The following is an 11,049-nucleotide window of genomic DNA, read 5'->3' on the forward strand; positions in this document are numbered from 1 at the left end:
GAGTTTCACCGTCGATAGAAATATAACATGGAGTTGGCATAGTAAAATCCTTAGAGGTTGTGTGTAATAACACTCACTCTTAGTCAAAAAGCGTGCCAAAATGAAAATGTATATATTTCAACAATTTAAGCATTTGTTAATATACAAGCTGAGCAACTTTTTGCTCGAATCGAGCAAGATCTTGCTCAGGTCGAGCAAAAAGTTGCCCGGAAGCAAGAATAGTACCAATAAGATTAATTTGCCAACGATGGTTATTTACTAAAGCTACAACGCTACGGCAATATCGCGCTATATCTTTTGACACTTTAGCTTGTAATTAAGGCGAGGTAAGAGGGCAATTTTGAGCAGATAAGCCGAGTATAGTGTTACTCGGCTTGGCGTAGTGCTGATAATTACAAGAATGCTTTGAATGGCAGTTCAGGTTCATTTTTGAAGATGTCTTTAAAGCCGCGGAAATGCTGGTAGTGCATACGACCTTTATCCGTTGGGTAGGTGTATTTGCCACCGACTTGCCAAAAGAATGGAGCAAATTGATATTGCAGGCGATCTTTCTTCATGTTCCACAATACTTCAATTTCACGTGGATCATTTTGAAAGTTAGCCCAGATATCATGGTGGAATGGCATCACAACCTCACAATCGAGAGACTCTGCAGCTCTAAGAATATCGGATGATGTCATCTTATCCGTTACACCACGAGGGTTCTCCCCGTATGAAAGGAGAGCGACATCGATTTGGTATTCGTTACCATGCGCCGCATAGTAATTCGAGTAGTGTGAATCCCCTGAGTGGTAGACGGAGCCTCCGGTTGTTTCAATTAAATAGTTCACCGCTCTTTTGTCCATTCCATCTAAAATGTTTTTGTCGTAAGAGGATGTGCCTTCGGGAAGAGTGACCAGTGCCGTACGATCAAAAGAGTCCAACACTCGGATTTTGAGATCACCGATTTGAAGCAGATCGCCGACTTTTGCCACGACGCAGCGCTGCTCGGGCACACCCCAACTGATCCATAAGTCGACACAAGCTTGTGGGCCAATAAACTTCACATGCTCAGGGCAATTTTGCAACACCGCAGCGGCGACGTTGATATCGATATGATCAGCATGGTCGTGGGAGGCGAGTACCGCATCGATTTCTTTGATAGCAAAGGGATCAAGCGGGAAGATAGCTGTGCGCAAATTAGGTTGGAGTGCTTCAACCCCGCCCATGCGCATCATTTGATGCTGGTTTTTCATTAACGCATTCTTTTGCGTTTTTTTACCTGTACCACACCAGAAATCGATGGAGATATTGGTGTTACCTGCGCTTTTGAGCCAGATGCCTGTACAGCCAAGCCACCACATAGAAAACGTATCGGGTTCGACTACTGTGTTTTCAATCTCTTCGTTTAACCATGTTCCCCATTCTGGGAAGGTATTTAAGATCCAAGATTCACGGGTTATTTCATTCACTTTGCTCATAACAGTACCTTTGAGTTGACGATATTGGATTAATTTAGGGTGCAGGAAGCCAAGCGTCTTAACAGGCAGTTGAGACGCTGAACTAAGTGTTTGTTATTTATCTACTTATTTTCTAAACCAGAATGACTTGCGTACCACGGGCTTCTATCGCTTTGACGACATCTGGATTGGCATCTTTGCCAGTGATGACAATGTCAATTTTACTTGCTGGGCAGAAAAGCATTCCGGTTCTTTGCCCCACTTTAGAGCTATCAACGACCACGACCAGTTTGTCGATTTGTTCGAGCATTTGTTGCTCGGCCACGGCGGTTAGCATGTCTGCTTTATAGAGCCCTGCATCGGTCAGTCCTTTGCCTGAGGTGAACATCCAATTACCCGCGTAGCTACCCAATGAATCTGGAGCTGGGTTAAGGAAGATGTTTTGTGCCTTGTTGTATTGTCCCCCAATAATGATCACGTCCTCATGATCTTCATTGATCAGGTAGCTCGCCAATGGAAAGTAATTTGTGACGATTTGGACATCTTTGCCACATAACTTTTGGCCGAGTAAAAATGCGGTCGAACCACAGTTGATCACGACACTATCTCCAGAGTCACACAACTCAGCTGCACGCAGTGCAATCAGGGACTTCTCTTCGTAGTGGTCAGTGCTGTTGATGTTAAGTGGTGACCATTTTTTCTTTTGATTTTCTATTCGTTCTGCACCGTTGCGAATTTTACGCAGCTTACCTAGCTCATCCAGTTTTGAAATGTCGCGACGGGCGGTCGCAGGAGAAACATTAAAACTATTAATGATATGTGAAACATTGATGGTGTGGTTTTCTTCTAATAACGACAATATGCCGTTGTGTCTTTGTACTTCATTCATTGTTATCACCTGTTCAAGTTTGTGATTACTTGGTGATTGCTTGTGATTTTTTTTGATTCTAATAATCACCGCTTTGAATGTCAAATGGGCGTGAAACAAAAACATGCTATAAATCACAGTATTACATAACCTATTGATTTATAAGTTTTTTGCTGAATTCTGTGTGACAAACTACCCAAAAATAGCCACAAGTGAGAGGCAAAATTGACAAAAATCAAAATAATCACAAATGAGCATTGAATGATTACTTTTGATTGTTAAAGTTTAATCCGTGAGCAAAAGAGGGCGTATTTCACTACCTACAAATGGAAGCGCCCTGTCCTACAAACCAAATAAAAATACAAAGACTATTAGGGGTAAAGATATGGAGTTCTTATACGACATCTTCTATATTTTTTACAGCCAAGTGATGACCAAGGCTCCGCTATTGCTGGGCTTAGTGACATTGATTGGCTATTGGCTGCTTAGACGTGATGCCACAACTATCATCAAAGGATCAATCAAAACCGTTGTCGGCTTTATGCTTGTTCAAGTCGGTGCGGGCACTCTGGTTGCTGGCTTTAAACCCGTGATTTCAAAACTATCTGAATATCATGGTTTAACTGGCTCGGTTATTGACCCATACACCTCAATGATGGCGACCATGGAAACCATGGGCGACAACTACTCTTGGGTGGGGTATGCGGTTATTCTTGCGCTGGGTATCAACATTCTTCTTGTCCTTCTCCGTCGCTATACGGGTATACGCACAATCATGCTGACTGGCCACATTATGTTTCAGCAAGCGGGTTTGATTGCCGTGTTCTACTTTATTCTTGGCACGAGCATGTGGGAAACCATCATTTACTCAGCGGTATTGATGGCACTCTACTGGGCGATATCTTCCAACATCATGTTTAAACCGACAGAAGAAGTCACTGGTGGTGCGGGTTTTTCAATTGGTCACCAACAGCAGTTTGCTTCTTGGATTGCGACAAAAATTGCGCCAAAACTGGGCGACAAAAAAGACAGTGTTGACCATCTTGAGTTGCCTAAATGGCTCCACATTTTCCATGACAGTATTGCGGCAACGGCCATAGTCATGACGGTATTCTTTGGCATTATCTTACTTTCATTTGGTTTGGATAATCTTCAACAGATGGCGGGTTCAACCCACTGGTCTATTTATATTCTCGAAATTGGTCTTAAGTTTGCGGTCGCGATTCAAGTGATTGTTGCTGGTGTTCGTATGTTTGTTGCCGAACTTTCGGAGGCATTTAAAGGGATCTCTGAGCGCGTTATTCCTAATGCCGTATTAGCAATCGATTGTGCGGCGATTTACGCTTTTTCTCCTAACGCAATGGTATTTGGTTTTATGTGGGGGGCTTTAGGCCAATTTGCTGCAGTTCTGGCAATGTTGGCATTTGATGCACCCATTATGATCATTCCTGGATTTATTCCGATGTTTTTCTCTAATGCCACAATTGGTGTGTTTGCCAATCACTTTGGTGGCTGGCGAGCGGTGATGAAGATCTGTTTTGTGATGGGCATCATTGAGGTGTTAGGTAGTGCATGGGCTATTCACCTATTTAGCCAACAAGGTACTGAATTTAGTGGTTGGATGGGTATGGCTGACTGGGCTTTGGTATTCCCGCCAATTATGCAAGGCCTCTCAGCATCTGGAATGTTCTTCTTTGTTCTATTGGCTCTGTCTGGCGTGTACATGTTCTTTGCTGCTAAGCAATTGCGTGCCGAAGAAGATGCTCAAGGCGTGGTGACGGTATGTGAAGAGCCTGAAGTTATCGAAGCCGTCGAGCAAGCACTCAAAGCGAGTGATGGTGTGCGTCCGGTGAGCATTCTTGCGGTATGTGGAAATGGTCAGGGTTCGTCGATGATGATGAAAATGAAAATAGGCAAGTACTTGGAGAAAAAAGGTATCCCTCATGTGATGGACTCGTGTGCGGTATCTGACTACAAGTCAAAGTTGGCATCGACAGACATCATTGTTTCTTCAAAGCATCTATCGGCAGAAATGGAACCTGGAGAGGGCAAGTTTGTACTCGGAGTACAAAACATGCTCAATCCAAACTCTTTTGGTGACGAGCTACTCGACATCATCAATAAGAACTTTGTCCAAGCTAAGTAGCCTGTCAATCAATAGGCAAGTATCTAATAACAATAATTAAGTGCCAGTTATCGCTGGCACTCCATTGGAGATAGAACCATGGGTTTTAAGCAATCACTAATCGACAATAACTCAATCAAACTGCATGCCAGTGCAGCCAATTGGCGTGAGGCTATCGCTATCGGTACGGACATGTTGATTGCCTCAGGCGCAATTTTGCCAAGTTATCATCAAGCCATCATCGACAGTGTTGAGAAACTTGGTCCATACATTTGCATAGCGCCAAACTTAGCACTGCCTCATGCCCGTCCTGAAGATGGGGTGATTAGAACCGCATTTGCACTCGTTACTCTTGAACAGCCTGTGTTGTTTGATGGTGAGGAAGAACCCGTTGATGTACTGATTACCTTAGCAGGTAGTTGTTCTAATCAGCATATGGAAGGGTTAATGGAAGTGACTAGTGTACTTGATGATGAAGAGTCCGAAACCGGGGTAGACCTAAACAAGTTACGTCGTTGCCGTACTAAGACCGATGTGTTTAACGTCATTGATCAAGCTCTTGCGGAATTGGTCTAAGGAGAAAGTATGTATAGCGCACTCAAGCAACGTGTTTTGCAAGCTAACCTTAAGCTGCCTAAATATGGTCTAGTCACTTTCACTTGGGGCAATGTATCTGAAATCGATCGCCAACTCGGCGTTATCGCTATCAAGCCCTCGGGGGTTGAATATGACGCAATGACAGCTGATGACATGGTTGTGGTTGATCTGCAAGGCAAGGTGGTCGAGGGAAGGTTAAAACCATCGAGTGATACCGCAACACATATCGAGATCTATAAAGCATTTCAAGAAGTTGGTGGCGTAGTACACACTCACTCACGTAGTGCGACTATCTGGGCGCAAGCAGGGATTGATATCCCCGCTTTAGGCACCACTCATGCGGATTACTTCTACGGTGATATCCCTTGCACTCGTAAGTTATCTCATGACGAAATTGCCGGAGCTTATGAGCAAAATACTGGGCTCGTTATCATTGAAGAGTTTGAAAAGCGCGGTATCAAACCTATGGCGGTTCCAAGCGTGATAGTGGCAGGACATGCTCCATTTTCATGGGGTAAGAACTCGGATGATGCCGTGCACAATGCCGTTGTTCTGGAAGAAATTTCAGCGATGGCTTTGGCGACTCGCTCATTAAACAGCGGAATCAAGATACAGCCTGAGTTATCTGATAAGCATTACTTACGTAAACATGGCGATAACGCTTATTACGGCCAGAGTTAACCCTTTTTGTTGCGAGGAGACTCGATGTACAAAGTATTAGCATTAGATTTGGATGGCACAGTGTTGACTGATGAACACACTATCCATCCACAAGTAAGGCAAGCAATTCAAGAAGCTAAGCACAAGTGCAAAGTGGTGGTGGTCACTGGACGCCATCATACCGCAGCTAGACCCTATTATTACGAACTTGGACTAGACACACCGATCATCTGTTGTAATGGCACTTATGTCTACGACTATGCCAACGATCAGGTGTTAAAGCAAAATGCGATAGCGAAAGATGATGCGCTGGTCTTTATCGAACTAGCACGAGAGTTTCAGGTCAAGATGGTGATGTATATCTCCGATGCGATGACTTACTCAAACTACAACCCGATTACTTATATGCAAGCCTTAGAAGGCTGGGCAAGTACGGTACCAAATTCCATTAGACCGAAGATCTACCGAGTGGATTCATTCAGCGAAACGGCGAAACAAAGTCCGTACATTTGGAAATTTGTCGTCGAAGGATGTCCGAGTTCTGTAGAGCGTTTACTAGAGCATCCATGGGTCAAAAGACAGTTTAATGGGGAACGTTCTTGGTCAAATCGAATCGACTTTTCCGCCAAAGGTAACAGTAAGGGTCATCGCCTGGCTGAGTATGTTTCCGAGCTTGGCTATCACGCCAATCATGTGATTGCAGTGGGAGATAATCACAATGACATCTCAATGCTGCAATACGCCAATTTAGGGGTTGCAATGCTCAATGCTGACGATCAGGTTAAATCACACTCAAAGCTCGTGTGTTCTACAGATAATAACCATGATGGGCTAGCCCGTCTAATACGTGAAAAAATTAAGGGATAAAACAATGGCAAAACCAATGATTCAAATTGCTCTAGACCAAACTAACCTGCCCGCTGCGATTGAAGTGGCGAGCAATGTTGAAAGTTTTGTAGATGTCATCGAGATCGGTACCATTTTAGCGTTTGCCGAAGGGATGAATGCGGTTTCTACCTTACGCAAAAATCACCCTAAACATATTCTTGTATGTGACATGAAAACCACAGACGGTGGTGCCATTCTGTCTAAAATGGCTTTTGAAGCGGGTGCAGATTGGATCACGGTTTCGGCTGCCGCGCACATTGCCACGATTGCAGCATGCAAAAAAGTTGCGGATGAACATGGTGGTGAAATTCAGATTGAAATTTATGGCAACTGGACGATGACCGATGCGCAGGCTTGGATCGATCTTGGTATCTCACAAGCCATTTATCACCGTTCACGAGATGCTGAATTGGCGGGGGTTGGTTGGAGTGAAGAGGATCTGGATAAGATGCGCGCGCTGTCTGAACTGGGGCTTCAATTGTCGATTACAGGCGGTATTGTGCCTGAAGATATTTACCTGTTTGAAGGCATTCAAGCGAAAACTTTTATCGCTGGCCGTGCCTTAGCGGGAGAAACGGGCAAGCAAACGGCGGAATCTTTACGCACTCAAATTGACCGTTTCTGGAATTAGGGGGAAGCTATGTATCAAAACTTGCAACGTCATCGCGTTGGTTTGTATGAAAAGGCGCTGCCTAATCGATTTAGTTGGGAAGAGAAACTCAAAACCACCAAGCAACTTGGCTTTGATTTTCTTGAGATATCTGTTGATGAGTCTGATGAACGTCGTTGCCGTTTGGATTGGGATGACGAGACCATATATGCATTGCGTCACCAGTGTGAGCAGTACGCTATGCCTTTGCAGTCGATGTGTTTAAGTGCGCACCGCAAATTTCCTTTTGGTTCTGCCGATCCTGAAATTCGCAAACAAGCGTTACTGCATATGGAAAAAGCGATTGCATTGGCATACAAACTGGGGATTCGTACCATTCAACTTGCTGGGTACGATGTTTACTATGAGCCTTCAAATCAAGTATCTCACCAACGATTTATCGAAGGGATGCAGCAGTCTGCTAAGTTAGCCGAACGAGCGGGTGTGATGCTTGCGGTTGAGATAATGGATACCGACTATCTTAACTCCTTGAGTAAATTTGAGCTGCTACGTCGAGAAGTTGACTCTCCGTACTTCACCGCTTACCCCGATGTAGGTAACATCTCTGGGTGGAACTATGACGTCGTGACAGAGTTAAAGTTGAGCAAGCCACATATTACGCAGATTCATCTGAAAGATACCTACCGAGTGACGCCTGATTCTCAAGGTCAGTTTCGGGATCTTGTCATAGGGGAGGGTGAGGTCGATTTCAACTCGATCTTTACTACGCTTAAGCAGACGGATTGTGTTGTACCATTGGTCATTGAAATGTGGGCGCAAGATGATAATTGGAAACAGAACATAATTACTGCTCAACACAGATTAAATCAAGCTTGTGACCATGCCAACCTGCCGAAACTATTTGCGGCTTAGTTCTGCGTTAAATATTTTATTTTCCTAGAGCCTCCTGCTCCGGAGCTTGTTTAAGCGCCGTTGATCCCAACTGGGATAGTGCAGCATAAATCCCCCCGTATTATGCTGCACACTTTCAGTCGAACGTATAAGATTTGACTTACAGCTTAGCTTGACGCAAAGTTGCGCTGACTTTTCCACCGATAATCTGCATACGCACATGAAACTGCTTCACTTACAACTGTTCTGGTACGAAAAACATCACACGTTGTTGGAGATGGAAGATTTACCGACCTTGACTGCTAGCCAAGAGCAAGAGCTCATTGAGTGGGTGAAAAAACATCGTAAAATATTGAGCTACGAAGTCCATCAACAGACTTGGGTCAAAGTGAATATTGATGGTTTTGCGTCACAAATCCGCCTTAACCCTAATGGCACACTATTGGAAAAAGATCTCTTCAGCGATAAATCTCTTCAAGGGCTTTGGAAGGTGGTCGATGGATTTTTATTTATTAAGGTGATTAGTGGTGAATTTGTCGTAGAGTACCAAATCGTTGGTAGCAGCACTGATAACATCCATAGTGGTATCGAGTACATCAACGGTCAAGTGAGCACTTATAGCAAGTTTTTCGTCACCAAATGATGCATTCTCAGGCGTAAAATTGTTGTTGATGCGCGATATTTCACGCAGACGCAGAGATGTCAGAATACGATAGCGGTGACAGTAATGAGAACTGAAAAAGAGAAAATGTTAGCGGGAGAGCCTTATCAGGCATGGGATGAGCAGCGTCGGGTACTTAAAACTATTGAGCAGTCATAGAGCCAATTGGATTGATGCTACGAGAGAACTCATGGCATCAATCCGGCTTTTTAGGCTATTGGGTTTGGCACTCAGCAGGGGTTGGGCGATTTTGCCGGATAGCAAGTATGGCTTGAGGCAGTAATGACATCACAATCATGCCAACCATTAAGCTGTACTGGAATGGTGTGAAAGACTCTCCAAGCACTACTAGCCCTGACACAATACCTGCTATTGGGTTAGCTATTCCCCCAAACGTAAAATCGACGACAGACATGCGTTGCAACAACCAAACATACATGCCATAGCCAAGAGCGGTATTCAAACCAACCACCCAAAGTAGACCTGACAAGTTAGTCATTGAGAAATTGTGCGCCAGCGCCGCGTACTTAGTCGGCTCCATCGTAGCTTGAACGCCTGCGGCAACCGATAAAATCACACCACCAAGAATCAGTTGCCATGTTAGCACTGTCCACCAGTGCATCCGGCTACCCAGTGATTTAGTTAGCGAACTACCAACAACAATACACATGATGGCTGCCAGCATAGCGCCTAGGCCAATAGGGTTAAGCGTGATTGAACTTGGATCAAACAACATCCACGCCAAAACAATTAAGGCCGCCCCACTTATCGCTTGAATGATACCTGGGCGACGTTTGTTGATCAGCCAGTTATAAACCATGGCAAACACTGGAACAGAAATCATCCCGACGCCGGAAATCGCCGATGGCAGAGTCAGGGCCATCACGAAGATCAAACCAAAAAAGGTCGCGATGTTGATTAATCCAAGACTAAACAGGATTTGCCAGTCGCCTTTTTTCGGCAGACTAGGTCTGAATGCCAACAACAGAAGTCCGGCTGGTAGTGCGCGAATCGCCCCCAGTAATAGGGGAGGCCAGTCCGCAAGTGTATATTGCGTGACCGCATAGGTGGTTCCCCAAAAGAATGCCGGAATCATGGCAAGTAGTATATTCATAATAACTATCTTTACGTTAAGATACTTTTGTGAGGAATGTACGCTTAAAATCGCTGTTTGTAAAGTATCTCTATGTTAAGATATTCGAAACAGCATTTTGTTACTGGAGACAAACATTCATGGACGCTATTGATAGAGTAGTAGAGCATTGGGCTAAGGAAAAGCCGGATCTAGAGACAGAGCCGATGGCGATTATGGGCCGATTGATGCGAATCGCCAAATATATGGAGACTGAAGTTGCTCAGCTACATAAGCGCTATGACCTAAAATTAGGAGAGTTTGATGTACTGGCGACACTGCGTCGCAGCGGAAAGCCGTTCCGTCTTACTCCCTCAGAGCTGATTGATTCGATGATGTTAACATCTGGCGCGATGACTAACCGCTTAGATAAACTGGAATCAAAAGGGCTGATTAGCCGAGAGCACAGCAAAGAAGATCGCCGCAGCGTCACTGTAGAACTGACCCAAGATGGTTTTGTTCTGATTGATAAAATCATCGAAGAGCATGCGGCGGTTCAGGCGAAGTTGGTCAAAGGTATCAATGCCAATCAGAAGAAGCAGCTCAATACGATTCTAAAGAGTTGGTTGACTCAGTATGAGTAGTTATTGAGATGGGAATTCTCAAACTAGAACGCCAGCGACGAATCGCTGGCGTTGTTTTTTAAGAAATTATTTATTCAGTAAGGATTCCAATACTAATGCCTGTATCTGGAAGAAAATTCGGTATTAAGGCATTAACATAATCTAACGTAACTTCGTTAAAGGTTTCTTCATAGACCACAGAAAACATGAAAAATACAACACTTTAATCAGAAATGCTTTTAGATATTATCAGTAATTAATCGCCCTCTAAATTATTTATTTTTTTTATAATTGGGTCTATATACTTTAATTTAACGTACGATACTGACAATAGTGCTATTATAAGACCGCTGCCATTGAGTTCATTTATGTCAAACAAAATGACCATAATAAGCAATATGTAAAATATTGCCCAATTAAAGTTATCAATTTTTCTCTTATCCATAGTTAAAACTCCAAGTTATAGGGGCGTTGTTGATCAAATCAGCTTGAAGATCAACGACGCCATATATGACTAGCCGTTAGCTTCTAACAGGCATACCTAGTCCTATGACTTTGTTCATTGCTTTGACATTTGCCAGTGCCTCACCAACTTGAGCGTTATAACATCTCAAG

Annotated in this window: 11 protein-coding genes and 1 pseudogene; 9 read left to right on the plus strand and 3 right to left on the minus strand. The window is 43.9% G+C overall.

The genetic code is table 11. The features are described 5' to 3' along the window. Positions 1 to 392: 392 nt before the first annotated feature. Positions 393 to 1,460, minus strand: a complete 1,068-nt coding sequence (ulaG, locus tag QTN95_RS18880; protein ID WP_331418572.1) for an L-ascorbate 6-phosphate lactonase — start codon at positions 1,458 to 1,460, stop codon at positions 393 to 395. 112 nt (positions 1,461 to 1,572) lie between these two features. Next, positions 1,573 to 2,328: an HTH-type transcriptional regulator UlaR gene (gene ulaR, locus QTN95_RS18885; protein ID WP_331418573.1), complete on the minus strand. Its 756-nt coding sequence runs from the start codon at positions 2,326 to 2,328 to the stop codon at positions 1,573 to 1,575. 364 nt (positions 2,329 to 2,692) lie between these two features. Here ulaR and QTN95_RS18890 point away from each other — a divergent pair, with 364 nt between their 5' ends. The 8 genes and pseudogenes from QTN95_RS18890 to QTN95_RS21300 form a co-directional block, all read left to right on the plus strand. Next, entirely contained in the window at positions 2,693 to 4,453 is a 1,761-nt protein-coding gene (locus tag QTN95_RS18890; RefSeq protein WP_331418574.1) for a PTS ascorbate-specific subunit IIBC, read from the plus strand. A 78-nt stretch (positions 4,454 to 4,531) separates the two neighbouring features. Next, on the plus strand, positions 4,532 to 5,008 hold the full coding sequence (locus QTN95_RS18895; protein WP_138971585.1) for a PTS sugar transporter subunit IIA: 477 nt from the start codon (positions 4,532 to 4,534) through the stop codon (positions 5,006 to 5,008). Positions 5,009 to 5,017: 9 nt separating this feature from the next. Beyond that, entirely contained in the window at positions 5,018 to 5,710 is a 693-nt protein-coding gene (locus QTN95_RS18900; RefSeq protein ID WP_331418575.1) for an L-ribulose-5-phosphate 4-epimerase, read from the plus strand. A gap of 24 nt (positions 5,711 to 5,734) precedes the next feature. Next, positions 5,735 to 6,556, plus strand: coding sequence for a Cof-type HAD-IIB family hydrolase (locus QTN95_RS18905; RefSeq protein ID WP_331418576.1), 822 nt, complete (start codon positions 5,735 to 5,737; stop codon positions 6,554 to 6,556). A gap of 4 nt (positions 6,557 to 6,560) precedes the next feature. Further along, complete coding sequence (locus QTN95_RS18910) at positions 6,561 to 7,208, plus strand: 3-keto-L-gulonate-6-phosphate decarboxylase UlaD (protein WP_331418577.1); 648 nt, start codon at positions 6,561 to 6,563, stop codon at positions 7,206 to 7,208. 9 nt (positions 7,209 to 7,217) lie between these two features. Then, positions 7,218 to 8,099 (plus strand): L-ribulose-5-phosphate 3-epimerase, encoded by an 882-nt coding sequence (locus tag QTN95_RS18915; RefSeq protein ID WP_331418579.1) that lies wholly within the window; start codon positions 7,218 to 7,220, stop codon positions 8,097 to 8,099. 199 nt (positions 8,100 to 8,298) lie between these two features. After that, positions 8,299 to 8,721: a hypothetical protein gene (locus tag QTN95_RS18920; RefSeq protein WP_138971580.1), complete on the plus strand. Its 423-nt coding sequence runs from the start codon at positions 8,299 to 8,301 to the stop codon at positions 8,719 to 8,721. Positions 8,722 to 8,805: 84 nt separating this feature from the next. Further along, positions 8,806 to 8,895 (plus strand): annotated as a pseudogene (locus QTN95_RS21300) (sugar O-acetyltransferase); the annotation flags it as partial. Positions 8,896 to 8,953: 58 nt separating this feature from the next. On the opposite strand, the gene QTN95_RS18925 reads toward QTN95_RS21300, so the two are convergent. Further along, a complete protein-coding gene (locus tag QTN95_RS18925) occupies positions 8,954 to 9,853 on the minus strand; it encodes a DMT family transporter (RefSeq protein ID WP_331418580.1) in 900 nt (299 codons plus the stop codon). Between the two features lie 119 nt (positions 9,854 to 9,972). Here QTN95_RS18925 and QTN95_RS18930 point away from each other — a divergent pair, with 119 nt between their 5' ends. Then, complete coding sequence (locus QTN95_RS18930) at positions 9,973 to 10,455, plus strand: MarR family winged helix-turn-helix transcriptional regulator (protein WP_138971578.1); 483 nt, start codon at positions 9,973 to 9,975, stop codon at positions 10,453 to 10,455. The last annotated feature ends 594 nt before the right edge of the window (positions 10,456 to 11,049 follow it).

The organism is Vibrio sp. M260112 (assembly GCF_036533775.1).
Lineage (GTDB): Bacteria > Pseudomonadota > Gammaproteobacteria > Enterobacterales > Vibrionaceae > Vibrio.